Raw genomic sequence first — 25239 nt, 5'->3', positions numbered from 1 at the left:
CTTGAGGAGCTAGAGATAGGTTTTTTCCTCCTACTAGCGGAGGATCTTAAGTTGGTAGCAGAACAGTAGAAGAAACGCTTGAGACAACCCCTACCCCTTCATCAATTTCCGCAGCACAGTCTGCAGGATGCCACCATTGCGGTAGTAGTCGAGTTCGACGGGGGTGTCGATGCGGACCGTGGCGGTGAATTCGATGGGGTCGGCGTCGGCTCGGCGGGCGATGACTTTGAGTTGCTGACGGGGTTTGAGGTTATCGCCTAGTTCAGGAAAATCGAACGTCTCTTCACCGGTGAGACCTAAGCGCTCCCAGGTTTGTCCACCGGGGAATTCCAGAGGCAAGACGCCCATCATCACGAGATTGCTACGGTGGATGCGTTCGTAGCTGGCCGCCAGCACGGCTTTCACACCGAGCAAAAATGCCCCTTTCGCTGCCCAATCGCGGCTGGATCCGGTGCCATATTCGCTGCCAGCAAGTACCACCAGGGGAATGTCTTCGTCGCGGTATTTCATCGCGGCATCGTAGATACTCATCACTTCACCATCGGGAAGATGGCGAGTGACTCCTCCTTCGGTGCCAGGAGCGAGCTGGTTGCGGATGCGGATATTGGCAAACGTGCCACGGGTCATAACGCGATCGTTGCCACGGCGAGAACCATAGCTGTTGAAGTCGCGCGGCTCGACACCATTGGCCTGCAAAAACTTGCCAGCTGGGCTATCTTTGGCAATCGCACCAGCGGGTGAAATGTGATCGGTAGTGACCGAGTCGCCAAGTAAGGCTAGACAACGGGCTCCCTTGATTGATTTGATCGGATCCACCTCTGGTTTGAGATCCTCAAGAAAAGGTGGTTCCTGTATGTATGTGCTTTCTGGGTCCCATTCGTACAGCTCGCCTCCTGTGACTTCGATCTCATTCCACTTGGGATTCTTTGCCCAAACATTGTCGTACTGGGCCTGGAACATTTCTGGCAACACACTGCTCTCCACCGCCGACTGGACCTCATCATGAGTTGGCCAAATGTCGGCGAGCATGACTGGTTTGCCATCCTTACCAGTCCCGATGGCGTCCTTAGTAAGATCGATGTCAGTTGTGCCTGCAAGACCGTATGCAACAACTAGTGGTGGGCTCGCCAGATAGTTGGCCTTCACATGCGGATTGATGCGGCCTTCGAAATTCCGATTACCTGAGAGTACGCCAGAAACCACGAGATCGTATTCGCCCACGGCATTGGCGATTGGTTCGGGGAGTGGGCCGCTGTTGCCGATACAGGTCGTGCAACCATAGCCGACAGTGTTAAAACCGATCTGGTCGAGATACTTGTCGAGCCCTGACTTGGCGAAGTAGTCAGTCACCACTCGTGAGCCTGGAGCGAGACTTGTCTTCACATGGGGTGGAACGGTGAGACCTTTTTCGACCGCTTTCTTGGCGACAAGTCCGGCGGCGACCATGACAGAAGGATTCGACGTGTTCGTGCAACTCGTGATCGCGGCGATGACGACGCTGCCGTGTTGAATGGGAAATTTCTCGCCGTTATTTTCAACTTCAATGCCATCGAATCCAGGATCAGCTATCGCGACTGCTTCTTCTACCTCAGCAGTTGCAGCGGCTTCTGCTGGCTGTCCCCCCTCCCCTTCCCACCGACCTTGCGGACTCCCATTGTTGGGGCGTTTACCATAGACTTCTTCCAGATCGCGATGCCAGGTGGACTTCATTGCCGTTAAGGGGATTCGATCTTGAGGTCGCTTGGGGCCTGCCAAGCTTGGTACGACGGTTGAGAGATCGAGCTTGACGGTTTTGGTAAAGGTCGGGATGGGTGCGTCGTCAGTACGAAACAGGCCCTGAGCTTTGGTATAGCTCTCGACGAGCTCTACCTCTGCCTCGGTGCGGCCCGTGCGGCGCAAGTACCGAAGTGTCTCTTCATCGATAGGAAAGAAACCCATTGTGGCCCCGTATTCGGGTGACATGTTGGCAATCGTGGCCCGATCGGCTAGCGACATTGTCGAGACACCTTCGCCAAAGAACTCGACGAACTTGCCGACGACTTTTTCTTTACGCAACTGTTCGGTGACGGTTAGCACGAGATCAGTTGCTGTGGCCCCGGCGGGGAGCCTGCCGGTGAGCTGCATGCCGACGACTTCAGGCATAAGCATGTAGATCGGCTGGCCTAGCATAACCCCCTCTGCTTCGATTCCTCCCACGCCCCAACCGACAACACCGAGGCCATCGATCATGGTGGTGTGGCTATCGGTTCCGACAAGCGAATCAGGGACGGCCACTTTACCGGCGTGATCGTCCAAGAGGAACACACATTTGGCAAGATATTCGAGATTTACCTGATGGACGATTCCAGTACCCGGGGGTACGACCCGAAAATTGTCAAATGCCTCCTGGCCCCAGCGCAAGAATTCGTAGCGTTCTCGGTTTCGCGAGAATTCCAGTTCGATGTTCAAATCAAGCGCCGTATCGGATGCATAGTAGTCCACCTGCACCGAGTGGTCGATCACCAGATCGACGGGGACCAGGGGATTAATCTTCTCCGGATCACCTCCGAGTCGCTCCATGGCGGATCGCATGGCAGCGAGGTCGACGACGCAGGGGACGCCCGTGAAATCCTGGAGGACCACTCGGGCGGGCTTGAAAGGAACTTCGACGCCAGAATCACCGGGGGCGAGGACGCCCCGGCTCTTTGTCCAGGCCGCAAGCTTCTTGACGTCATCTTCGGAGACCGTGTAGCCATCACAGTTTCGAAGACACGATTCCAGTAGCACGCGGATCGAGTAGGGTAGTTCCGCTACTTTGGTTAGACCCAGCTCTTCGAGTTTGGCGAGCCGATAGATTCCGGCTAGGCCGTTCCCAGTCTCAAACGTGTCTCGGGCTGCAAAGGGATCAATTTGTAAGGTGGGAGCGGCCATCGTAGCGATCCTTCGTATTTCATTGCTGTTAGTGCTGTTCTATTTGGGATTTCCAAGCATTGGAAATGGACTTTCTACGTCCAATTTGCTTGGAACATCATTTTAGCGTTTTTCGATTGGCTTGTCTGGACCCTGTATCCCATCAATTTCAGCCCTTCAAACACTTCCGCTCACTTCTCCTGCACCGTACACTTTCAACAGTAAATTCGTGCTTCTCTTCTTGTTTATTGGTGACAAACACTCTTGCCCCCACGCGATCCCTACGTTCTCGATCCGGCATCTATTCAGGAGCCTCCCACAAGGTTTCTTGATCAATTGAAATATTGCGGCCCCGGATTTGTGCTCTCAGCGTCGATCGTTGGGTCGGGGGAATTGATCGCCACAACCACGCTTGGTGCTAAGGCGGGATTCACTGCCTTGTGGGTCATCCTCGTGAGCTGTCTCGTGAAGGTCGTGCTGCAACTGGAGTTTGGCCGACACACGATCCATCATGGCGAGACGGCTCTCGTGGCGATCAATAAGCTTCCCGGCTGGCGAATCGGCCGTGTGCATTGGACGATCTGGTTTTGGTTGGCTTTATTACCAATCAAGATTCTACAAGTCGGCGGGATCGTGGGGGGGCTTGCGATTCTCTTAAATCTCATCATGCCGACGTTCTCGATACCTGCATGGTGTGCTGTCGTAGCAATCACAGTCGCGGCATTGGTGTTCAGCGAACGATACAAGCTGATTGAGATGATGTCGCTGAGCATGACCTGTGTCTTTACGATTCTAACACTCGTATCAGTTGCCGCTCTTCAATGGACGGATTACGGACTCAATGGGAATGAGATTCTCGATGGGTTGCGAGGCCAAGTGCCGCCTGGAGCATTGCTCTTCGTGTTCGCCGCGTTTGGGCTTACTGGTGTCGGTGGCGATGAGATTATGCAGTATACCTATTGGTTGCTCGAAAAGGGTTATGCCTCGCGAGTTGGGTCCTATCAGCGCGGAGATGCCGACTGGTTGCGCCGGGCAAAAGGTTGGACTCGTGTGATGGTATTCGATGCCCTTCTGTCGATGCTCGCCTACACCACTGTTACGGCGGCTTTCTACATATTAGGTGCTGCCGTACTACACGCACGAGATGAAATCCCAGCCGGAAATGAGATGGTAGCCACTCTCGCCAACATGTACACCGAGTCACTCGGACCCTGGGCACGAGATGTCTTTCTAGCAGGTGCCTTCTTCGTACTCTTTTCGACGACCTTCTCCGCCCTAGCTGCTTGGACACGCATCTACAGCGACACATTTAGTCAGTTCGGCTGGATCGATTTCACGAAGCAAGTTTCTCGAGTGCGGACGATTAAGATACTCGCTTGGGTGTTTCCCACGTTGTGGACGATCACGTTCCTGTGGATCGAGCAACCGGTGTTGATGGTCATGTTAGGGGGTCTAGCTACGGCGGCGATTTTGTTGATTGTCGTCGTCGCAGCCTTCGACTTCCGTTATCGTCGGTCGCTGCCTGAGCTCAATCCTGGAATCTTGTACGACGTTGTGTTCTGGATCAGCACGGTTTCAATTGTTTCTCTAGCGTGTTATGGCATCTGGACGGCCGTTGCTTCCTGGCTTGCTGAAACAGTTTAGCAACCAGGTTAGCCGCCACGCGGCTGTCGAGCCATTCTCGTCTAAGCGGAGCGTTTGGAGATTTCAGCATTCAACGGATGCCGATAAGCGGTTTCGCTAAGATAGAAGCCCAGCAGAACGACTCGCAGAGTCGCCCTGCAGATGGCCTCTCATTTCCAGAATTTCGATTTCATCGAGTTTCAAGTTCGTCGGAATGCTTAGCCAATGCCAGCATCATCTCCTGCATAGGAAATCTCGATACCGCTAAAATTTCGTTTGCGTAAGATCCATCGGCCCGCTTCAAGACATTCGTCGAAATTCTTTCCAGGAATTCCTTACAGAATTGCTCATAGGCGACTTCAACACTTTCAAGCGGATGTTCCGATTCGTGTTCATTGATCTGCTTAGTCAGGCCTGTGATTGCCAAAGGAATGAGTTTCTCGATCGCTTCGCTCACCGACTCGGCGGATTGCTCGTCTTCAGAAATCAAGCTGAACTTCAAGCCGACATTTCCGGTTTCTTCTTCCAGGTCCAATCCGATGGAAATCTTTCGCGTGTGCTGGAGGATTGCACGACAAGCCATTTCCGCCGGTTCGGTTGAAGTAGATTCGGCAGATTCGATTGACTTGTCTGTTGCCACGATCGTTAGAAGCCCCCTGTCTGCGGCCTGCCACTCGGTTGCCAGAGTATCGCTCGTTTGATGCACACTTTTGTTGTCCGCCATTTCTTTAAGCCTCTCCAAGGAGTGTGCCAAGATTACCGTGCGACTGTCGCGAGCGACAATCAGCAAAGGCTGGGGACCAAACGCCATTAAACTGTACTCAAAATAAACCACATCCCCTTCGCTCTTCTCTTCAGCGTTTGGAAGATTGCGTCGGATCCATGATTGCCATTGAACATCTTCACGGAAGCGAAGCACTACTTCAGACGAGCCAAACATCAACTTATTCTTATGCTGTGCATCGCTGGGTTTCTCGATCGGCTTAATTGTCAGATCAAGTAGACCGATGATATAGTCGATCGATTCAAAGTGAACGTCAGCCGCTATATCTTTTCCAAGGTTCTCCTGTATGACTTCGCAGAGAAGGTTGTTGAACAAGTTCATTGTGGGTCGATACGCGGGATGATGCGATAGCTCACCCAAGCGAATAGCAAACACCCCAGATTCATTGTCCCCAACTAGGGAGATATCAATCGGCGCCCTATTGAATGCCTCGAATTCTTTGGGTGGTTCAGCCGCCGTGACCGATCGTGTTTTCTCTGCCTGTGTCGCGTTCAATGGTTCAGCCGAACTTCTCAAAACCATCGTGACGACACCGAGAGTAACAATAACGCCAGCGGAAAGACCTCGTAGGCCACGCTGCGCGCTTCGTTCCTGTTCGCAATCCTTTGCTCGTAACATGTTGATCCTCCTGATCAAGTTAGTCGACAAGGCAGGCAAAACGATTGGCTCCGTGCGAAGCCATACAGAATCGTCTCTGCTGATTGCCAACTGTGACAACGCCTTCAAATATCTAGTTCGTCCCCCAACGGTAGCAGCAGCTAATTGATCGGCTGCCAATTCTTGCGACAGAGCTAATCTTTTCACTAGAGAGTGAATCAAGGGATGGTAGAAATGGATGGCACCAGCAAGACTGCTCAGCAAACGCCATATGAAATCCTTGTGCTTAATATGTGCCAACTCATGCGCAAGCACCGCCAGCAGTTGATCGTTGGTCCACTGGCGCCAATCGAGCGGAAGGATGATCCTCGGTTTTCGCCAACCGACGACTGTCGCGCTAGCAACTTCCGCCGATTCACAAAGTATTATTGTCCTTTGAACTTCAATATGCTCTGCGAGTTGAAGAATTCTGTGAAGAACATGGCGGTCCTCTATCGGCACGCTCGCTCGGATCAGTTTAACGATGTATCTTAGGGAAACAATGAATCGCAGCATCCCCCAGACCATGAATGCTACAGCAAGAGTTACCAGACTGGTGAGAATCCATCCGAGCGTTGTTCTTGATGTAGTATTGCCGATTGAAAGAGGTCCAACATCCGACAACAATGCCATTGCATTGAAGAAGACCGGAGATCCTTGGCCGTGAGAGCGATCCTCCACAGATTTGAAGTTGGTAGTTTCTTCTGAGCCGGTCGAGTCTGCAGTCATTTCCACATTGGATTGTGGAGTGAAGATTCTTGGGAGCGAGATCGGTATAAGGATGGTTATCACGAGGATTGTCGCCGTCGCTGTGCTTGCTACTTGGGCACCTATCCCAGGGTAGCGGCGACATAGACTACATGTTAAACCTAGCCCGGTCGCCGATATCAAGGTGACCTGCATGACACACCATAGGTAGGATGTAGTCATTTCTCTTGCTCCCGTAAAACTTCTTTGAGAAGCGTTCTTTCCTGTTTGGTGAGTTTCTTTTCACTCCCGAGCAGGTTGACCAGCAACTGTTTACGAGACCCTTGAAACACGCGTTGAACCAGATCTCCCACCAAGCTTTGAGACACCTCTTCAAAGGTGCGCATAGGACGATAACGAAACGGGCGTTCCTCATTGGTGGGTTTCAGAAATCCTTTGTCCACCAATATTCTGACCAGGTTGGCGACCGTAACATAGGCTCGATCCACCCCGCTTTTGGCAAGGTTTGCACGTGCCTCGCTCGCAGTGATATCACTTCGCTTCCAGAAGACATGCATCACCTCCAACTCTCGTTCAGTAAGTTCATTCTTTGGCGGACGACCCATAATTACCTCAATATTTGTTTAACCAAATTTGGTTTGTCAAAATATAGACCCAGACATGGGGCTATCGCAATACCAATGGAGTTGGTCAATAAAACTGCGACTTCCTGCTAGCATCGACCGCAAGGTAACGGGCTGAAACGAGGTGTATAGCAGTACTTTTCCGTCCCCTCCGCCTCGCGTCTTCGAGGGGCCAAGCATCAACCGATTGCTACAGCGCGGAAAGTACTCGTCCGGCGAGGTATCGCTGAGGAGTGCGTAGGCGGTGAGAAAGTCTTGCATGGCAATCCGGCTCTTGGGAATGCCCGTCGTGCCACCGATCTCAAGCACATTCACCGGATTGTCGGCATGCCCCTTGGGAACCCACAGCTCCACTGGGCCACGTCGCACGCTCTGGCAAGGTACTCACCACCGCTTGAGCCGCGACGCAGAACTGAGCAGCTCTCCACACATTTGCCTGATCTATCTCAGATCTCCCAACCCGGTCGGCAGTCGCGCTGTACAAACTGATTGACTTCTGAAACATTGGGGCTTTTGAGTTGCGCAGCATCCCATTCAATTCGGGTACCTTCGGGCATACGCAGCGCCAGATTCCCAATCAAGATAGTTTCAGTCAGGCGGCCTCCGTAGCCAAAGTTGGACATCGTTCCGGGAGCATAATCTCCCTTGATCGCATTGACGAACTCCCACTTCTGGCGTTGGTCGCCCCCTGAATTGTAGGGAATTCTGGGCAAGGTTGGCTCTGGCGGATGATAGTCAACGAAGTCTTCCTTTGGGAGCAGATAGTACTTTGCTCCGTAATCATCTGGGGAAAAGAGGGTCCCCTTGCTACCAATCAGTACAGAGCCGCTTGTCTTGTTGCCACCCTCTCTTTGCTGTTGGACACGCTTTTGAAACGAAGCAGGCAATTGTCTTACTACTTCGTCGCCTGGCAGTTCTCCTCCATCGTACCAGTAGAATTTACATGGGGCTAAACCATCGCGCTCAGAAAATTCAAACAGTAATGCTGAACTGGCCGGGTAAGTTTCACCTTCGGTCAGGCCTGGGTTCTTGAGGGGAGTTACAGCCATCGCGTCGAACAGGTTCAGCGCCATCACTGGCATGTTGGTCGTGTGGCATGCCATATCACCCAGAGCACCAGTCCCGAAATCGGTCCACCCTCGCCAATTAAAAGCATGGTAAATCCCCTTCTTGAACGGACGCATTGGAGATGGTCCGATCCAGGCTTCCCAGTTCAAATCTTCCGGAATGGGATCCTCCCCTTCCGGGCGACCCTGACCTTGTGGCCAAATCGGTCGATTCGACCAGATGTGAACTTCAGATACATCACCGATGGCTCCACTGCGAACAACTTCAACTGCCTCGCGGAGCCCATCTTCACTGGTTCCTTGATTACCCATTTGAGTAACAACACCCGTCTCTTCGGCAACCTCACGCATCTTTCGCGCTTCGGCGATTGACCATGTCAGAGGCTTCTGGCAGTAGACGTGTTTCTTCATTCGCATCGCGCGTACTGCCGCAGCGGCGTGAGTATGATCCGGAGTACTGACAGTAACAATGTCAGCTTTGTCTCCCAGCCGATCCAGCATCTCTCTGAAATCTGAGAACTTTGCTGCATCGGGAAACTCTCGACCCTTCTTATTTAGCGTCCCTTGGTCGACATCACAGAGGCCAACTATTGCAACTCCTTGCTCCGCGATATGACTGGTATCGCTACTTCCCTTTCCCCCCACACCGATGCAGGCCGCACTTAATCCTTGGAGGGCAGAAGTGTCAGCACGCAATAATGAACTACCACTGGACCAAACACCCAGGCTTGCGCCAAAGGTTGCAGCTTGCCCGATAAAATCCCTGCGAGTCGATTTTCTAGACATTTGTATTCCAAGAGAGAAAGGACGGCAAAAAAGGTCACAACCTGATTGTTGGCCACGGAAGTAATGCGCGATCAATCCCCAGCTTAGCAAACTCTATGCCCGCAGATCGCCGCAACACCCAAACTTATCAAATCGTTGTCATTGCTTCAAGTAATAAGTAAACTACCAGTCTCGCACTGCACCATTACTGAAGTTACCCTCCGAAACCCACTGGCATAAAAGTGTACCAATTCCGCTCTATTCGAACATTTTCTTTTTCGATCGCCTTGATACTACTGGCTGGGTACCACATATGTACCCACAGAACTCAAGCAAAAGCTAGCGAATCAACTTTTCCGGCTGATGAAAAGCTGCCAGTAGAAAGTTTCGATTCCAAGGCCTCTCTAGCCGATCAAGACTCGGTTGACATTCTCTTGAAGGCCGGATTCAAACTCAAGCGAGCCGCCAATGGCGAGGTCTCTGAAGTGGACCTCACCGATGCTCAAATCGACTCGCAAATCGTCGATGCACTAGCCGAGCTTGAGAATCTTGGGATACTCCGACTACGCCGCACGAATATCAGTGATGAAGACCTTGGTAAGTTGGAAGGACTCACAAGGCTGAGAATGATCGACTTGCGCAACACCAATATTACGGATGAAGGTTTGAGTAGCCTGGCAAAACTCAAATCCTTGGTCGACATTCAACTTGAGAAATCAAAGATAACGGACTCTGGAGTAGCCAAACTGGCTGACTTGAAATTGAAATCTATCAATTTTAATTACTGTACGACCATCAGTAATGAATCTCTCAGAGTAATTGGTGCCATTCCCACGATCGAGCAGATTCAGTTGGACTATACAAAGATCGACGATAAAGGAATGGCCGCATTGGCCAATGCAAAACGACTTAAGCGACTCCGCATCCGGGGCACCGACGTCACCGGTGAGGGGCTTGCTCACCTCTCCAACCTGACTGAAATTGCGAGGTTGAACCTGCGCGACTCTTCGGTGGACGACGCTGGACTGGAGGTGATTTCTGCCATGCCAAAGATCAATTACTTAGACATCAGTGAATGTCGCTTAGCGACTCCAGAGGGGATCGCAAAAATTGGCAAACTTCCGGGACTAGAATATCTTTCACTTTGGGAAACCAAGACAAACGACGCAACGATGGAATCATTGGGTAACTTACGCAATCTCCAAACACTCATTCTCAAGGCAACCAATATCAGCGACCAGTCGTTGCCCGCACTGCTGAAAATGACGAATCTAGTCGATCTTGACGTCGCCGGCACTCAACTTAGCGACGACAGCTTTCTTGCACTCGGGAAACTCCCGAGATTAAAAAAGATGAACGTCGCGAATACGCGGATCGGGTTCGATGTGATCGACGAACTATCTGATTCCCGAGAAGATCTACAGGTCATCGAGTTCGAGAACTGACACAGAGAATCTTATAAATGGCACAAAGATCGGTGTGGATTCTACCAGCTCAATCCTGATAATGGAGCTTGCGACACATTAGGCAAGCTCTTTGATAGTTTGATATATGGAGTGCCGTTTCGTGATTTCGGAGAGTAGAATCGGCGAGTTGTGCGCGCCCATGATTCGGCAAGGTGCTATTTGCAAGTGCTTTGCCAAGACATATTGATTTGAAGCAGACTTCAATTCTGCAAGAAAATGCCCATTCTACCGGTCACAATACGTCTATCTTGACCCGCAACTTGGACTCCTCAGCCCAAGGGTCAAAGAGAGACCGCCCTAACGGTGAGACCAGAGAAAAATCCGTGGCCAACAAAGCCAAGTTATCCAAGATGGAATCAGGGAGGTTTCGCATCGGTTGTTCTGGTTCGGCAATTGGCATCAACTCATTCATGGTGCTGCATCTTAGAGACCCGGTCGTGATAGGCGCCAATCACGTCATGTCGGCTTAACATGCCGATGACATGGCGCGGGGCTTCTGTTTCCACGATTGGGAGGTAGTCGACATTTTTTTGGGTGAAGCGGCGTAGGGCAGTATGTAGGTCGTCTTCCGCTTTGACCGTCAGCACGGGTTGGGTAGCAATGTCGGCCGCTACGATGAGTGGGCCAGAGCCGTTGCCGGTGAGGACTGCCCGCAGATCTCGCAGGGAAAAAATGCCGGCCAATTGTTTCTCCTGGTCGACTACTGGGTAGTAACTGTTGTTGGAGTAGGAAGCAAGTCGGAGAATCTCGGTGAGCGGCATGTCTTCTGGGATCAAATCGACTTTGCGATCCAGATGCATCACGTCACGAACAAACATTTGTTCTAGCACATCGACCACAAAGTCCCCTTGGTGGGCAGGGCTATCGACCAAACCGGGTACTTGTTCTTCATAGAGGCTCCATCGTGATGAAAGGACCGCGACGTTTATGATGCAGACCAACATCAGCGGGATGAGCAGATTGTAAGTCCCGCTCATTTCACAAACCATCAGCATGGCTGTGAGGGGAACCCGGGCGACGCCAGCAAAGAATCCTCCCATTCCCACGAGAATGAATGCTTCAGGATGGGTGATCAGATTTGGGAACAATTGCTGGCAGGCCATGCCAAAAGCCCCACCAAGCATCGCACCGATGAAAAGTGATGGAGCAAACACGCCACCGCTACCGCCAGATGAAATCGTGAATGACGTGGCGAAGATTTTCCCAAAGCAGAGGACGACCATGATCCAGATGGTCAACTTGCCATCAATGGCTCTTTGAATCCAGCCGTACCCACCCGACATTAAGTGGGGCAGCCAGATCGCCAGGACGCCAAGCATCAGCCCTCCGACAGCAGGTTTCACAAAATTGGGAATGGGTAGCCGACGAAAAACGCGATCGCGCATGCAATAGAACACCAACACATAGATGTAGCCGACGATTGCGCAAAGTATGGCAAAAACCAGATACAGGGGGATCTCTTCAGCCCCGCCAAACTCCAAGCCAGGGGTCGTCTTGAATGCCAAACCGGGGCCATAGATGGTCGCGAAGACGGTGTAGGCCGTAATCGAGGCGATGAAACAGGGAATTACTGCCGCGGTTTCTAAGGCCGTAGAGCTGTAGAGTACCTCGCTCACGAATAAAGCCCCGCCTAAAGGGGCGCGAAAAATTGCCCCAATTCCTCCGGCAGCACCAGCAAGCATGAGCAATCTTCGGTCGCGTTCGCTCAAACTCAGCTTGGTGGCCAGAAACGAGCCGAATCCGGCACCAATCTGAGCAATTGGCCCTTCACGGCCCGCCGAGCCTCCGGTTCCGATAGTGATGATCGAGGCCACAGTCTTCACAAAGGGGACTCGCCCTCGGATTCGGCCGCTGAGTCGATGAAATGCTCGCACAAGGGCATCGGTACCATGGCCTTCCGCCTCGGGTGCGAGACCATAGACTATCATTCCACAAACCAAGCCACCTATAGTTGGTACCAACAGAACCACCCACCACTGCGAAGGATTCTGAGGCACATGCTCTATCGCTTCACTCCCGGCTGCCGGGGGATAATAGCCTGCGATACCTCCCAGCACGGCCCCTTGGAACCACATCAGGAGGAAGAAGAATAGAACAGCGCCAAGACCGGCAACAATCCCCACTAAGGGGCTGAAAAAGACAAGCCTTCCAGAAGACTCGGTATCGAAAATGGAAGTAAAATACCGCCGAATATGCTGAAACACACCCACCCTCAATTCCAAACGGAGACTCTCTGCGATATTTCAGTCTACTTCTCCCCAGGGGTTGCCACAAGTTGTGGACCGCGCAATAGCAATTTGAGTATCAGGTGAACTATTGTCCCCCGGATGAGTCGTTTTAGTGTGAAGTTGACCCATCGCCAAGTATGGGAGGAGTCACTAAAATGGCCCCTTTTGAGGAGCGGATTTTAGAGTCAATTGCCGCTCACGACGTGTGGGCGTCCCTCTCGCAGTTACAAAGGATTACTCAAATAAGATGACCCAACGGGCTTACAATTTTGCAGCAGGACCGGCAACGCTACCTGAGACAGTATTAGAACAGGTACAGCGTGAGATGATGGCATTGCCAGGACCGAAGGCCTCGATTTTAGAGATCAGCCATCGGTCACCGACCTTCAAAGAAATCATCGAGGCTGCCGAGAAAAACATCCGCACACTGCTGGGCATCTCGGACGACTATTCTGTATTGTTTCTACAAGGAGGCGGACGGCTGTTGTTCTCGATGATTCCCATGAATCTGCTTACTGAATCGCAACCGAGCGCCGACTATATTCTCACGGGTTCGTGGGGCAAGGCCGCTATCAAAGAAGCTAAGAAGCTGGGTTCGATGAATGTAGCTTGGGATGGGGCCGACGACAAATATACTTACACGCCCTCCGATACAGATTTGAAACTCGACCCCAACGCAGCTTACGTGCACTACACCTGCAATGAAACTATCGAAGGGGTGCAATTTGCTGCCGAACCCCAAGCGGGCCAAGTGCCACTAGTTTGCGATGCTTCAAGTGACTTCATGCACAAGCCACTCCCTATAGATCGCTACGGCATGATCTACGCTTGTGCCCAGAAAAACATGGGCCCTGCGGGTGTGTCGATCGTTGTCGTCCGCAAGAACCTCTTGGAGCGATCCAGCGATGAACTCGGCAGCTATCTCGATTTCAAGCTGCATGCGGACCAGGGCTCTCTGATGAACACGGCACCCACGTTTGCTATCTATGTCGTAAGGCTTGTAACGGATTGGCTGCTCAATGATATTGGCGGGTTGGATAAGATGTATTCCATCAACCAAGCCAAAGCCAAAATGCTCTACGATACAATCGACTCTAGCAATGGATTCTATGATGGGCATGCACGGAAGGATTCGCGGTCGCTGATGAACGTTTCGTTCCGTCTGCCCAGCGAGGAACTTACGACCCAGTTTATTGATCAGGCCGACGCGGCGGACCTTACTGCATTGGCTGGTCACCGTTCGGTCGGCGGCGTTCGAGCTTCGATCTACAACGCGATGCCAGTCGCGGGAGTCGAGGCACTGCGAGATTTCATGATCGATTTTAGAGATAAGCACGCAAAGTAATAATTCGAAGGACTGGCGATGCATTGCATCGCGGTTATGATCACCTCTGACTACTATCCACTGACCACTGCTCAACACACATGCACAAAGTAATAGTTCTCGACGATTTGTCTCAAGAAGGTCTCGATCTATTGAAAGCCGCACCGGGTTTCGAATACGAAGTCCGTACGGGGCTCAAAGGCGACGATCTTCGCGAAGCCCTGGGGCAATTCGATGGTGCAATCTGTCGAAGTGGTGTGAAGCTCACGCCTGAAGTGCTGGAGGGTTCGCGGCGACTAAAGGCCGTCGTGCGGGCTGGAGTCGGGACCGATAATATCGACAAAGCAGCTGCCACTCGAGCCGGAGTCGTAGTGATGAACACGCCGGCTGGCAACACACTTAGCACTGCCGAACACACGATCACTTTGATGCTGGCGATGTCGCGAAACGTGGCCCCGGCGTACCAAAGTCTTTGTGAAGGACGATGGGACCGCAAGCTCTACATGGGTTCGCAGGTTGCCGGCAAGACGCTTGGTATTGTCGGATTGGGGCGCATCGGTCTGGCAGTTGCCGAACGGGCAATTGCTTTGGAGATGAAGGTGATCGGCTACGATCCGTTTTTATCCAAGGAGCGAGCGCAAGAATTGGGCATCGAACTGGTGGATACCGTGGCAGCGATGCTCCCAAGAGTTGACTATCTTACAGTACATACTCCGCTTACAGATGAGACACGGAATCTAATCGATGTGCCTCAACTGGAAATTATGAAGCAAGGGGTGCGGTTGGTGAACTGTGCTCGGGGCGGGATTTACAACGAGGCGGCACTCCTGCAAGGATTAGATTCGGGAAAAATTGCCGGAGTAGCACTCGACGTCTATGTCGACGAGCCTTGTACGGACAGCCCTTTGTTCGGAAAACCCGGCGTGATTTGCACACCACACCTGGGAGCCAGTACGGAAGAAGCTCAGACACAGGTCGCCGTGGAAGCGGTCGGCCTGCTGACAGATTACTTGGCCAACGGCACGATTCGACATGCGGTGAATGTTGCACCGCTTGATGCCAAAACGATCGAATCGCTACGGGGTTATTTGGATGTCGCATACCGGTTGGGCATGTTACTGGCCGGCTTGCAGGAAGGTGTGGCTCGGCAGTGCCGACTCGTTTATCGTGGTGAGATAGCTGATCGGGATATCAAGGTACTCAATGCCACATTCGCCGCCGGTTTGCTTAAGCACGCCCTCGACCAAGAGATAAATCTGGTGAATGCTGAGTTGATGCTCCGCGAGCGGGGGATTGAACTCACGACCGAATCGCATAGCGAAATGGGATCGTTCCGCTCTTCGATGTCGGCTGAGTTGGAAACCGACGCCGGGAAACACAAAGTTGCTGGAACCGTTTTCGGCCAGTCGATGCCACGGCTGGTCGCAATTGATGGATATCGGCTTGAAGCTTATCTCGACGGCTGTTTGCTGGTATTCACTCATGAGGATGTACCAGGCATCATTGGTGGCGTGGGGACTGTCTTCGGCCAACATGGAGTCAACATTGGCCAGATGGCAGTCGGTCGGGCTGGTGACACGGCGGGAGGTGATGCTATCGGCATCTTAAATCTCGACGCCCCCCCCTCTGGCGAGGCGCTGGAAGGGGTCCGCCAGTTGACTGCCATCGGCAGTGCCAAAGTGATTCACCTCCCACCTGCTGGAGAATTGCCTTCCTGGCTTCAGGGTTGAGAATGTTCACAGTTTGGATCTCGCGGACTGGATTTGGTGCGTGAAATAGTTCTCAGACTGCATGAATTTGACCTCTCGCTATCTGCATCCAAACGGTAGACTCCGCACGACCCGACGCGTTTTTCCGCAAACCGGATGCGGATTCCCTCAGATTTTCATCCTAGACCAAATTTATGACCCATATTCTTTCGGGCCATGATCTTGCCGGAGTTCAAAGCCCTCCCGCCGTATCCCCCTCCAATCAGGTCTATGCAAGCAGGCAAGCCATGGCAACTCTATGTCCACTCTTTGAGCAAGTTCAGGGCGCTCTGACGGGTAATCCCTACTTTGCAGTCAAGCAATTTCGCGTCGAAACCAATGACGGCATGGTCCGGTTGGAAGGGACCGTTGGTTCCTTCTACCAAAAGCAAATGGCTCAAGAGGTGGTCCGCCGTTTGGATGGCGTGCAGGGAATAGAGAATCAGCTGCAGGTGAGCTGGTCATAAGAAGCTGTTAGCCGATTGCTATTAGCTGGTAGCCAGAGGGGATTGCTTTCTGAACTGTTGGCTTGCCGCTTAGCGAGAAAACTTCTTTCCAGCAGAAAAAATCTACTCTCTGAGATGGGCTACTCCCCCAGCTCCATCAGCTCCACATTCCGAAACTCTACCGGATGTCCTTCTGATTGCAACGAGATCGTTCCCTCGGTAAGCATCTTTTCTGCTCCGGCGTCGAGCAGTCGTTTCGCGTCAGGGTCAGAACCGTCGAGTTGGGGATCGCTGTATTCAAGTACGACCTGACCGTTGATTCTGTGGCGAATAAGTTTGTCGCCGTGGACTTCTATCTCGGCGGTTACCCATTGGTCACCGTGATAAGTGGGGCTGCTGCTGTTTGTACAATGTTGGCTGATTAGTTTACCATCCATCACGACATGAGTACCAGGAGTGCAGAGGTTGCCGGTGTGGCGTGGATGTGTACCGTCGCCACCGAGTAGTTGCACTTCGATCGACACGGGAAAGTCTTGATCGAGAATCATTGACTCGGGCGTTTGGCCATGGATCATGATCCCACTATTGCGAAACGCCCAGGCAGGGGCATTAGGAGATTGCTCGCCAACGACTCGGTACTCAAGTCGCAAGATGTAGTTGGAAAACGGTTTCTCGTAAAAAAGATGACCAAAGCGGTCGTTGAAATCGCCAACATATTTATCGTAAGCCACCTTCAATACACCATCTTCGACTCGAAACGTGTCCGCAAAGTTATCTCCTGAACCGTGGCCTTTAATCTTGGGCGTCCAGCCTGTGAGGTCCTGACCGTTGAAGAGTCTGATCCATTCTTCGTCGTTTGTAGAGGGCTCGGCTGCTGGGGAGTAAGATGCCAACAAAAACAGGATAAAGAGTGGGGTAGTGAATGTTTTTCGGTTGTAATGCATCATGGATGGGCCTCATTGAGAAAATGAAAAGTGACCATTCAGTATAGAGGGACAACGCAAGCGGAATAGGGGACCTTGCGTGACCAGCGGCCATGACTTCTTGCAGTCGATGCTAGCTGGTAGGTGCTGCGGAATCGTTAAACTTTGCCAACGTTCTCGCCGAACATGGATAGAGAGTCTTCTCTTTTCCTGCGCGCTTCGACGTCGAGATTGCCATGCGATTCGCTGCTAATGTCTATCTTCTTCTAATTTGGGGGTGTTCCTGCTGCTATTGCGCGGCGGAAGATACTCAGTTTACGCTCGACCAATACTATGAAACTTCCCTGGAAGAGCCAATGATCGAGGATTCGGCTGTCCAACCCGCTGGGTATGGTGGCCAAACATGCATGGATTGCTACTCCTGCATGGATTGCAATTCGTATGCACCTTGCCCACAGACCGTCGGCTGGCTCTCGGGTCCATATTTCAAGCTGGGGTTAACTTCCGTGTTGGGGACGGGCCTCTTGGAGGAGAATCGAGGTACCAGCTACACCATTTCTATGGGTGGTCGGCAACCCCTTGGCCCAGGGATGGGAGGGCGACGGTTGTTTTTCGATGTTGGCGGTTCTTATCTGTCGGCGGAAGGGGAAACTACACGCGATGTAAGTGGCAAACAGACCAACACGGCTACAAATACATCCATGATTGTTGATGATGCATTCAGTGTGACACTTAACGAAGTACGTCGCGCGGGTGCCCATGCGGGGGTCGGGTGCTATTTTGGTTCGCTTCTAGACGACCGCACCGAGGATCCTCAAGCCCGACTTGGCCTGGTCTTTGGAGGAAGGCTCTCTCACATGCATGGCGTGTTTCGATCCCAGCGACTGGTGACTCCACCAGCAGGTAGTACTCTCACACCGATCAATGAACGATCAGACATGGCAGGAGGACTCTACTTAGATGTGGAAGCGCTCATATTGAAGCGTAATTCCCCTCTGGGAGACTTGCAGTGGACAATCGATGGCGAATTTGCCCAGGACTGGATCGAGTATTCGAACTTCGCAGAGGGTGGTTTAGGTACGGCATCGTTGCTGTTCGGGTTCATGTTAGTTCGCTAAGAGACGAGCAGATCAATCCCGCCCGATGCATACCAGACACATATCGTCGCTCTGGGGGTAGTCCCCTGCGAATCCACGCACGTCGTCCAGCAGACGGTTGCCGAGATCGGTGTTGATGATGGTCTTGTCGCTGATGAGTTCGATCATACGTTCCACGCCGTAAAGGTCACGCTCGGAATTCATCGCCTCGCTGAAGCCGTCGGTGTAGATGGTTACAAAGTCGCCCGGCTCGAGAACACGCTCGTAGGCCTCGAATTCGAAGTCGTCGATGACACCTACCGGCAATCCGGCTTCTTCGCCGCCGATCTCGAGAATCTCGCCCTTGGCGTTCCGCAGAATGGGAGGCATGTGTCCGGCATTGACCAAGATGAGTTTATTCGTCGCAGGGTCTACCACGGCAACCACCATCGTAACGAACCGGTCGTCCCAGCCATATCCAGAGAAGATCGAATTGATCTTACCCAAAGCCTTGGCCGGATCGGGTTCAATCGCCAACCATAGTCGTACGTCACTCGACAACTTTGCCATCAGAATAGCGGCGGGGACTCCCTTGCCGGCAACGTCTCCCAGCACAACGGCAAACCGATTGTCGGGGAGTGATACGTAGTCATAGTAGTCTCCACCCACCTGAAAGGCCGACTCGTAGTAAGCAAAGAAATGATAGCCGGTCACTTCTGGAGAGTGATGCGGCAACAGGGCACGCTGCATCAGTTTGGCGGCTTCCATGTCTCGCTGCAGTGCCATTTGGCTCATCGCTTCTTGATGCAATCGGGCGTTGTCGAGTGCGATTGAGGCCTGGTTAGCAATTCCTGCCAACAATTGCAAATCTTGGTCGGTGAATCGGCTTCTCTGATTGTTCGTGTCGATCTGAACAACACCCAGCGATTCACCTGCGCTGGAGATCATCGGGGCGCAGATGAGCGAGCGGATTTGAAAGTCGGCAATGCTTTCGGCCATGCCAAATCGCTCGTCGGAAGAGGCGTCAGCAGAAAGGATCGCACGTTTGCCTTCCATCGCCTGTCGGACGATGGTGCGGCTGAAACGCATGTTTTCCTCGTCGCTCGTTTTTCGCGCCTTGGAGGCTACAGCCACCAAGGGTGCGGTTGGTTGCGGACGCATGACGATGAATCCACGATCGGCCTGCACAAAAATCTTGAACAAACTGTCAAGAATCTTGGGAAGTATCTCTTTGACAGTGAGTGTGCTGCCCAAATTGTTAGAGATTTCCACCAAGGCTTGCAGCTGAGTCTCGGGCCGGGCTGAAAGATTCCAAACTGAAGCTGAGCCTTTACTGACATCTAAAGTTGCCATAATTTCCGAGGTGGCGTTCGGATCTTCCTCGGATTCTTCAGCAAGTGTTTGCAGTAGCGACGAGTTCGTGGGGCCAGCACCTCCTAAGGATTTCGACGGTGAGCCATCCTCGAAGACAAACAAGATATCGCAGATAAGCATCTGGTCGCCGTTCTTGAGTTCTCCTCGATCCTCGACCCGGACGTTGTTGATGTACGTGCCGTTACGACTTCCCAGGTCTTTGACAAAGATGTGTCCATTTTCTTTAGTGAGAATGATATGCCGGCGACTGACCGCAGCCACGTCGAGCACCAGGTCGCACTCGGGGCTCCGCCCCATGACCCAGTGTTCGCCCTCGTCTAAATCATAGACACGGCCAATTTCGCCACCCTGCACGATTTTCAATCCAGCCATGATTGCCCCGCAGGCTCGCCTGCAGCCTGTTTACTCAGAAAGGCGAAGTGCCGTTCGATGCTCAAGGAACCTTCCTTGGCTATCGAATCAGCATGTAGTGTGAACTGATGATTTTAAGGGGGGGGATTGGGGGGCGTCAAGCAATGCGAGCGAATCAGCAAATTGACCCAATGGTACTACCGATGCAGCTTGTATAGAGAACGTGCCGTAGGCAGTTCTGGGGGCATGACTTTCAAAGCCGGAGAATGAGACCTAGAATTTAGCTACCTCTTACTTGTCTCCGCGACTGAAAGTTGGCTCACAAAAAATTCATGACTCGCAAAAAGAAGATAATTTGCAGTTTGTTCGTCACTCTCGTGGTTTTAGCCGTCATTTTGTATGTAGCTGCCAACGTAGCGTTGGATCGCGTATCTCGTCGACTTATGACAGATGTAGCTGCGAAAGCAGAAAAAAAGGGGCTTGGTGTTGCGCAGCCTTCCTTCGATTCGGTTCGGCTTTCTGGTACTCTTTCGCCAGCCTGGTCAGGTTTACGCGCAATAGTATCTGGCAGTCCCCACGAACGAGGTCCCGAGTGGGATCTGCAGGTAGAACGGGCAACTCTTGGCTGGGGGTTCGACAGTCGAGCTAACTTGATAGTTTGGGGAATGACACTTTCCGAGATTTCAGAAGTTCCTGAAGATCGAAAGTTTACTGATCGCAAGATTGTGATAGATCGCATTAACTGCCAGTTGCCCTTCAACGTATTTCACCCCAATGCGGTGATTTTAGAAGTGTTACAAGAGGGTGAACGTATTGTCTCGGACGGGACTACGATTTGGCCTCTGGAGATCGACGGAAAAATCATCTGCAGCGTTAAGAACAAGCCTGTCGAATTGCGGTTGAATGTCGTGCCAAAAGGAGATGAGAACTCGCTGGCCCTCATAGAGGAGGATGTGGTCGCGTTGTCGCCGCTGTTTGGGGAGAAACTTACACAAGCAGAAGTCAAACTCATTTCATCACATCCCTTGCGTGCCTCGCGGCTGTTGCAACTCAAAGACGAAGCGGAAACGAAATCGTCTAGATCTAGTGAAAAAGACCCTTCAGTCCCTCAAGACGCTTATCGGCACATTCTCTGGAGCTATCTCCTGAAGGAGGCTTATGGTGTCGAGTTCGCCGAACAAGTAGGAAGTGCACACGAAATGGGTGACACAGGAAATACTGAGGCCGAGCGCGAAATGGATCTGCACAACAACGCAATTGGAAGAAAGTATGCCGAAGAAGGAATCCGCGAGAATGAAGTCTTGCAGCACTTGATGAGTGACCCTGAAGTTCGACGTGAACCGTAATCAATGGTGAAGGTATAAGTGTACGGCTTATAGCCGAGCAATCCAGCTGTCTAAGTCCAACACTTCGCTGAGCAGCATCTGTTGGGCGCACAGAATGGAGCGGTGCAGCTCTTCGGCAGTCACCTTGCCGGCGGAGTTCTCCAGGGCCAGCGTCCCGGTGGCATCTTGCAGAAACTCGACGGTCAATCCGCGGTGGACTGCTTGGCGGGCCGTGGTGTCGCAACACATGTGGGTCATGTAACCGGCGATGGTGACCGTGTTCACATCGTGTTCACGGAGCCAGTTTTCTAGATTCGTGTTGGTAAAACTCCCTGGCAGCGTTTTCTCAACTAGCAGATCGCGAGGTCGGTCGGCCACCTCTGGGTGGAGTTCCCAGCCAAGCGTTCCTTTTTGAAAAAAAGGCATTGCAGGATCGGGAAAGTGGTGCTGCACGACAAGTGTGGGCACGCGACCCTCCGCGGCGTCCATCGCCTTGAGTATCTGGCCTAGGTGCCCCGCCGGATGCGTGATGGGGAGCGCTCCCCCGGGAAAGTATTCATTCTGGACGTCGATTACCAGCAGTGCCCGACTCATAGCGTTTTCCTTATTGTTCTTGACCATGCTTTCCTTTCGGCACTGGTAAGTGTAACGCAATTGTGTCCCGGTGAATGCCTGGAGCCCCAAATATATGGCAGGCTTGTATAGTATACTTATGTACATTATTCTTGGAGGGCGAAGCCTGAAGTTTGGCTCTGGACTCTCGACCCCTTAGCTCTTGACTATCCTCCCACACCATGATTGGTCACGTTGACGCCGATTGTTTTTATGTCTCAGCCGAACGGGTGCGCTATCCACACCTGCAGGGGATGCCTGTTGGTGTGTTGGGCAACCACGGGGCCTGCATCATCGCCAAGAGCTACGAAATGAAGGCCGCCGGGGTGCCCACCGGGATGCCGATTTGGGAAGCGACGCCGATTTGCCCCAAGGGGGTGTTTGTGAAGCGGGACTTCCGCTGGTACGAGGCGCTGTCGCGCAAGATGCTGGCCATCGTTCAAGAGGCCAGCCCCCGTGTGGAGTTTTATTCCATCGACGAACAATTCTTCACCACGACCGAACACACACAAGAGTTTGCCGGGCGACTCCAAGGAGAAATTCTCCAGCGGGTCGGCGTGCCGGTGTCGATTGGCATTGCCCCCACCAAAACGCTGGCTAAATTGATCTCCGATTCCTCCAAACCGTTTGGCTGCGGAGTGATCCACAACGATCGCGAACGCCTCGCCTTGCTTCGTGATCGCCCCGTCACGGATATTACCGGCATCGCTCGGCGTAGCGCCAAGCGACTGGCCGAGCACGGCATTCATACTTGCGAAGATTTTGCCAACGCCGACCGGGCATTTGTCCGCTGGCTGCTCACCAAGCGGGGCGAGGATTTATGGTGGGAATTGAATGGGACACCGGTGATCCCGATCCTGATAGCTCGCCCTCGACACAAGTTTGTCTCTCGAGGGGGGAGCATCGGCAAGGCGAGTTGCGATCCCCAGCGGGTGCACGCTTTTGTCGTGCGGAATGTCGAACGGCTGGTTGAAGCACTCACCCACTACCGTATTTGCTGCGACTCACTGATCCTCACGCTACTATTTACCAACGAACCAGAGCGGTCGCTCCGCAGCAGCCTGTTGGGAAGCCGAGCCGACTTCGAGGCCCTACTTGAAGCCGCCATGTACCTGCTCCCTCGGGTTTGGCAGCCCCGCTCAGCCTATGTTCACTATATGCATGTGATCGCCGACGGCCTCCGCCCACTCGCCAACCGGCAGCGGAGCCTTTTTGAGCAATCGCAACTGGTAGATATCAAGCACAGGATCAATAATGAGATGGGCCGGTTTGTTCTGCGCAGTGGGGCCACCCTCCCCCTGGTCGACGTCTATGGCGATGCAGCGAACGAGTACGACATTTGTGATATTTATGGAAAGAGTTGTTTTTGAAGAGAAGCGAATTCTTTAGCCACGGATTGACACGGATGAAACACAGATGCCGAGCGAGTATGTTTCTCAACAAACCCAATCGCTTCTCAATTTGAGGCAGTGAAAGAACATGAATTTGCAGCATAAAGATATAACCGAGGAAATCATCGGGGCGGCGTTCGAAGTGTACAATGTACTGGGCTACGGATTTCTTGAGAAAGTGTATCAGAAAGCAATGCAGGTCGAATTGCAGTTGCGAGGTCTAAAATCCGAACTTGAGAGCAAGATCAAGGTCCGATACAAGGATGCACTCGTCGGAGACTATTCAGCGGATCTCTTTGTAGAAGAATGCGTCCTCGTAGAACTAAAGATCGCCAAAACATATCACCCAGAGGACGAGCCCCAGCTATTAAACGAACTCAAAGCAACTGGAATCAAAGTCGGCATCATATTCAACTTTGGAAGGAGTAAAGTTGAATTCAAACGAATGGTGTATTGAAAGATTGGTATGAATTAGCCACGGATTGAACGCAGATTAGGTTTCGACATCAATATTTTCCGTGTTTCATCCGTGTCAATCTGTGGCTAAAAAACATCTCAGGTTGGACTCATTCAATGTGCAAAGGCATCTCGATACTTAAGGCTCGGTTGAAGCAAGAGTTGTTTGACCAATACGAACTGGAACAGCGGATCACTTCGCGGGGCGCCGGTGCCCAGCCGGAATTGCATTTCATGTACACCGACCCGGTGGTGCAGCTCCCGGTGATCCACGACGGCCAATTGGTGATCTACGAATGGGGCAATCGAGGCAACAAGGAATCAAAACTCCCTCGCACCGGCTGGTGTCGTCTGGAGAGTTTGAAGGCCGGCAAGTGGCGCTGGCTCTCACCAGAGAAAATCATCATCCCCGCCAATTTCGGCCTGGAGAAATCTGTGTGGTTTCAAATCAACGAGGGAATGCAAGGCGTGGTGGTCCACGATGAACAGGAACGCCCCCACGCCTACATGCTCACCCAACCTGCCAGCCATTACTACCAGACGATGACCCGCCACGAGCGCATGCCGATTTTGATTGACCAGGAAATCTAGAAGGTTAGCCGACTCTCCGAGTCGGATTGGATATCCCGACTTGGAGAGTCGAGCAGCAGTAAATAGAGGGCCTCAGAGTTTCAACTTGACGATTCACCCGCCTAATCGTACGGTATTGAAGAGGAGAGGTGGTCAATTCAAGGCCTGCTAAAGCCTGGAGAAAACATCTATACTCGACATTTTGGGGAATAGTGTAACGGTAGCACTCCGGACTCTGACTCCGTCAGTCTAGGTTCAAATCCTAGTTCCCCAGCTTTACTTGGCTGACCTGCTTTTCCGACTAGCGGCAATTGCGCTGGCAGCGGGGGCATTTGCAGTGGTGACGGCTGTTCCCCTGTCTCGTGCAGACGCATTTTACTTCCCATTCGTAGCCGCAGGTGTCGCACTCGTATTTGTGTTCTTCCAAAACGTTTACACAACGTACCCAGCCACAAACGGGGCCACAGCATTTTTCCCAGGGGAAGCGAAAGCCGGGGACGCACACATATTCGCAGGCCACTTTCCAACAAGATTTCTCTTCTTTATCTTCCACCCGTTTCGGGCAGCATACCGGCTCGCAGCAAGTGCAGGGTATGGTGCGACAATGGCGACAGCCGACAGGATTTACCAGATTGTCTTGGATGGTGGCTGAGGGTTTGCCGGGAACGAGTCGCGTCGCTGTATCAGTTGCTTTGCCTTGATTCATCAAGCCTATGCTGCTCAAGAGTATTGCGATGGCAAGCATAAATGCGGTTGGATGGTTCGTGTGTTTCATGTTATTGATTCCAATGTCTTGAGAATCGGTTTAGGTAGAAAGGAAAGCGCAGAGCTGCGTTGCGGCTCGGCTGATAGGA

At 52.4% G+C, this 25239-nt stretch carries 21 protein-coding genes and 1 tRNA gene; 11 read left to right on the top strand and 11 right to left on the bottom strand.

Translation table 11 applies throughout. The features are described from left to right. Positions 1 to 90 precede the first annotated feature (90 nt). Positions 91 to 2910 carry an aconitate hydratase AcnA gene (gene acnA, locus Pr1d_RS00535; RefSeq protein ID WP_148071677.1) on the bottom strand — a complete coding sequence of 940 codons (2820 nt, stop codon included), beginning with the start codon at positions 2908 to 2910 and terminating at the stop codon, positions 91 to 93. Between the two features lie 243 nt (positions 2911 to 3153). Between acnA and Pr1d_RS00530 the strand changes: the two genes are divergently transcribed. Further along, entirely contained in the window at positions 3154 to 4533 is a 1380-nt protein-coding gene (locus Pr1d_RS00530) for an Nramp family divalent metal transporter (protein WP_210417846.1), read from the top strand. 169 nt (positions 4534 to 4702) lie between these two features. On the opposite strand, the gene Pr1d_RS00525 is transcribed toward Pr1d_RS00530, so the two are convergent. The 4 genes from Pr1d_RS00525 to Pr1d_RS00510 all read right to left on the bottom strand — a co-directional run bounded on the left by Pr1d_RS00525 (position 4703) and on the right by Pr1d_RS00510 (position 9116). After that, the gene (locus Pr1d_RS00525) at positions 4703 to 6862 is read right to left on the bottom strand and encodes a M56 family metallopeptidase (protein WP_148071676.1); all 2160 of its coding nucleotides are present in this window, start codon (positions 6860 to 6862) and stop codon (positions 4703 to 4705) included. Beyond that, positions 6859 to 7245, bottom strand: coding sequence for a BlaI/MecI/CopY family transcriptional regulator (locus tag Pr1d_RS00520; protein WP_148071675.1), 387 nt, complete (start codon positions 7243 to 7245; stop codon positions 6859 to 6861). Before Pr1d_RS00520 ends, Pr1d_RS00525 begins: the two co-directional genes overlap by 4 nt. A gap of 36 nt (positions 7246 to 7281) precedes the next feature. Continuing rightward, positions 7282 to 7632 carry a hypothetical protein gene (locus Pr1d_RS00515; RefSeq protein WP_148071674.1) on the bottom strand — a complete coding sequence of 117 codons (351 nt, stop codon included), beginning with the start codon at positions 7630 to 7632 and terminating at the stop codon, positions 7282 to 7284. Between the two features lie 77 nt (positions 7633 to 7709). Next, positions 7710 to 9116: a Gfo/Idh/MocA family protein gene (locus Pr1d_RS00510; RefSeq protein ID WP_148071673.1), complete on the bottom strand. Its 1407-nt coding sequence runs from the start codon at positions 9114 to 9116 to the stop codon at positions 7710 to 7712. A 413-nt stretch (positions 9117 to 9529) separates the two neighbouring features. Here Pr1d_RS00510 and Pr1d_RS00505 point away from each other — a divergent pair, with 413 nt between their 5' ends. Continuing rightward, on the top strand, positions 9530 to 10540 hold the full coding sequence (locus Pr1d_RS00505) for a leucine-rich repeat domain-containing protein (RefSeq protein ID WP_168204982.1): 1011 nt from the start codon (positions 9530 to 9532) through the stop codon (positions 10538 to 10540). A gap of 253 nt (positions 10541 to 10793) precedes the next feature. On the opposite strand, the gene Pr1d_RS00500 is transcribed toward Pr1d_RS00505, so the two are convergent. After that, positions 10794 to 10973: a hypothetical protein gene (locus tag Pr1d_RS00500; protein ID WP_148071672.1), complete on the bottom strand. Its 180-nt coding sequence runs from the start codon at positions 10971 to 10973 to the stop codon at positions 10794 to 10796. Beyond that, positions 10966 to 12765 (bottom strand): chloride channel protein, encoded by a 1800-nt coding sequence (locus tag Pr1d_RS00495; RefSeq protein WP_210417845.1) that lies wholly within the window; start codon positions 12763 to 12765, stop codon positions 10966 to 10968. The genes Pr1d_RS00500 and Pr1d_RS00495 overlap by 8 nt, the downstream gene beginning before the upstream one ends. A 271-nt stretch (positions 12766 to 13036) precedes the next feature. Between Pr1d_RS00495 and serC the strand changes: the two genes are divergently transcribed. From serC to Pr1d_RS00480, 3 genes are all read left to right on the top strand, one after another. Continuing rightward, positions 13037 to 14134 (top strand): 3-phosphoserine/phosphohydroxythreonine transaminase, encoded by a 1098-nt coding sequence (serC, locus tag Pr1d_RS00490; protein ID WP_148071670.1) that lies wholly within the window; start codon positions 13037 to 13039, stop codon positions 14132 to 14134. Between the two features lie 80 nt (positions 14135 to 14214). Continuing rightward, on the top strand, positions 14215 to 15843 hold the full coding sequence (gene serA, locus Pr1d_RS00485) for a phosphoglycerate dehydrogenase (RefSeq protein ID WP_148071669.1): 1629 nt from the start codon (positions 14215 to 14217) through the stop codon (positions 15841 to 15843). A gap of 266 nt (positions 15844 to 16109) precedes the next feature. Beyond that, positions 16110 to 16328 (top strand): BON domain-containing protein, encoded by a 219-nt coding sequence (locus tag Pr1d_RS00480; protein WP_168204981.1) that lies wholly within the window; start codon positions 16110 to 16112, stop codon positions 16326 to 16328. Between the two features lie 119 nt (positions 16329 to 16447). Here Pr1d_RS00480 and Pr1d_RS00475 read toward each other — a convergent pair whose 3' ends face one another. Continuing rightward, the gene (locus tag Pr1d_RS00475; RefSeq protein ID WP_148071667.1) at positions 16448 to 17254 is read right to left on the bottom strand and encodes a 3-keto-disaccharide hydrolase; all 807 of its coding nucleotides are present in this window, start codon (positions 17252 to 17254) and stop codon (positions 16448 to 16450) included. Positions 17255 to 17466: 212 nt separating this feature from the next. Here Pr1d_RS00475 and Pr1d_RS00470 point away from each other — a divergent pair, with 212 nt between their 5' ends. Next, on the top strand, positions 17467 to 18348 hold the full coding sequence (locus Pr1d_RS00470; RefSeq protein ID WP_148071666.1) for a hypothetical protein: 882 nt from the start codon (positions 17467 to 17469) through the stop codon (positions 18346 to 18348). A gap of 12 nt (positions 18349 to 18360) precedes the next feature. Here the strand turns inward: Pr1d_RS00470 and Pr1d_RS00465 are convergent, their stop codons facing one another. Next, positions 18361 to 20052, bottom strand: coding sequence for a SpoIIE family protein phosphatase (locus Pr1d_RS00465; protein WP_148071665.1), 1692 nt, complete (start codon positions 20050 to 20052; stop codon positions 18361 to 18363). Between the two features lie 311 nt (positions 20053 to 20363). Here Pr1d_RS00465 and Pr1d_RS00460 point away from each other — a divergent pair, with 311 nt between their 5' ends. Further along, complete coding sequence (locus Pr1d_RS00460; protein ID WP_148071664.1) at positions 20364 to 21377, top strand: DUF6973 domain-containing protein; 1014 nt, start codon at positions 20364 to 20366, stop codon at positions 21375 to 21377. 27 nt (positions 21378 to 21404) lie between these two features. On the opposite strand, the gene Pr1d_RS00455 is transcribed toward Pr1d_RS00460, so the two are convergent. Continuing rightward, complete coding sequence (locus Pr1d_RS00455; protein WP_238476599.1) at positions 21405 to 21977, bottom strand: cysteine hydrolase family protein; 573 nt, start codon at positions 21975 to 21977, stop codon at positions 21405 to 21407. Between the two features lie 173 nt (positions 21978 to 22150). Between Pr1d_RS00455 and Pr1d_RS00450 the strand changes: the two genes are divergently transcribed. From Pr1d_RS00450 to Pr1d_RS00435, 4 genes are all read left to right on the top strand, one after another. Further along, on the top strand, positions 22151 to 23338 hold the full coding sequence (locus tag Pr1d_RS00450; protein ID WP_148071663.1) for a DNA polymerase Y family protein: 1188 nt from the start codon (positions 22151 to 22153) through the stop codon (positions 23336 to 23338). Positions 23339 to 23447: 109 nt separating this feature from the next. After that, positions 23448 to 23816 carry a GxxExxY protein gene (locus tag Pr1d_RS00445; RefSeq protein WP_148071662.1) on the top strand — a complete coding sequence of 123 codons (369 nt, stop codon included), beginning with the start codon at positions 23448 to 23450 and terminating at the stop codon, positions 23814 to 23816. A gap of 116 nt (positions 23817 to 23932) precedes the next feature. After that, the gene (locus tag Pr1d_RS00440; protein ID WP_148071661.1) at positions 23933 to 24406 is read left to right on the top strand and encodes a hypothetical protein; all 474 of its coding nucleotides are present in this window, start codon (positions 23933 to 23935) and stop codon (positions 24404 to 24406) included. 182 nt (positions 24407 to 24588) lie between these two features. Then, positions 24589 to 24659 (top strand) — tRNA-Gln (locus Pr1d_RS00435). A 27-nt stretch (positions 24660 to 24686) separates the two neighbouring features. Here the strand turns inward: Pr1d_RS00435 and Pr1d_RS00430 are convergent. Beyond that, positions 24687 to 25160, bottom strand: coding sequence for a hypothetical protein (locus Pr1d_RS00430; protein ID WP_148071660.1), 474 nt, complete (start codon positions 25158 to 25160; stop codon positions 24687 to 24689). Between the last annotated feature and the right edge of the window lie 79 nt (positions 25161 to 25239).

It is taken from the genome of Bythopirellula goksoeyrii, from assembly GCF_008065115.1.
Taxonomy (GTDB): domain Bacteria; phylum Planctomycetota; class Planctomycetia; order Pirellulales; family Lacipirellulaceae; genus Bythopirellula; species Bythopirellula goksoeyrii.
The sequence above is the reverse complement of the archived record's forward strand: the minus strand, read 5'-3'. Positions and strand labels throughout refer to the sequence as shown.